The organism is Streptomyces sp. SID13726, assembly GCF_010548375.1.
In the GTDB taxonomy this organism is placed as follows: domain Bacteria; phylum Actinomycetota; class Actinomycetes; order Streptomycetales; family Streptomycetaceae; genus Streptomyces.
In genome coordinates this window covers 1-423 of the sequence record NZ_JAAGLY010000547.1, presented here as the reverse complement: position 1 = coordinate 423, position 423 = coordinate 1, and the positions used below count along the sequence as shown (strand labels likewise).

Annotated in this window: 1 protein-coding gene; it reads left to right on the top strand. The window is 72.8% G+C overall.

The genetic code is table 11. The annotated features are described in order from the left end of the window. Window positions 1-423, top strand: a 423-nt coding sequence (locus tag G3I78_RS49050) for a DUF3291 domain-containing protein (protein ID WP_164437147.1), incomplete at both ends; no start/stop codon positions are given.

The following is a 423-nucleotide window of genomic DNA, read 5'->3' as shown; positions in this document are numbered from 1 at the left end:
TGGCGCCCTTCGTCGAGCTGCTCGATCCGGTCAACGCCGCCGCCGACGGCACGCCGGGGTTCGTGTGGCGGCTGGTGGAGGAGGGGGCGGCCGATGCCACGGAGCTGCGGCCGGCGGGCGAGGACGTCATCGTCAACATGTCCGTGTGGGAGACCCGGGAGGCGCTGTGGGACTTCACCTACCGCAGCGGGCACTTGGAGGTGATGCGGCGGCGTCGTGAGTGGTTCGAACGGCATGTCGAGGCACACCTGGTCCTGTGGTGGGTGCCTGCCGGTCACCTTCCGACCGTCGACGAGGCGCTGGAGCGGCTCGCGGACCTCCGGGCGCACGGTCCGTCCCCGCGGGCGTTCACCTTCGTCTCCTCCTTCACCGCCGCCGAGGCCGCCCGGTACGCGCTCCTCGGGCGACCGCGGCGAGCAGCCG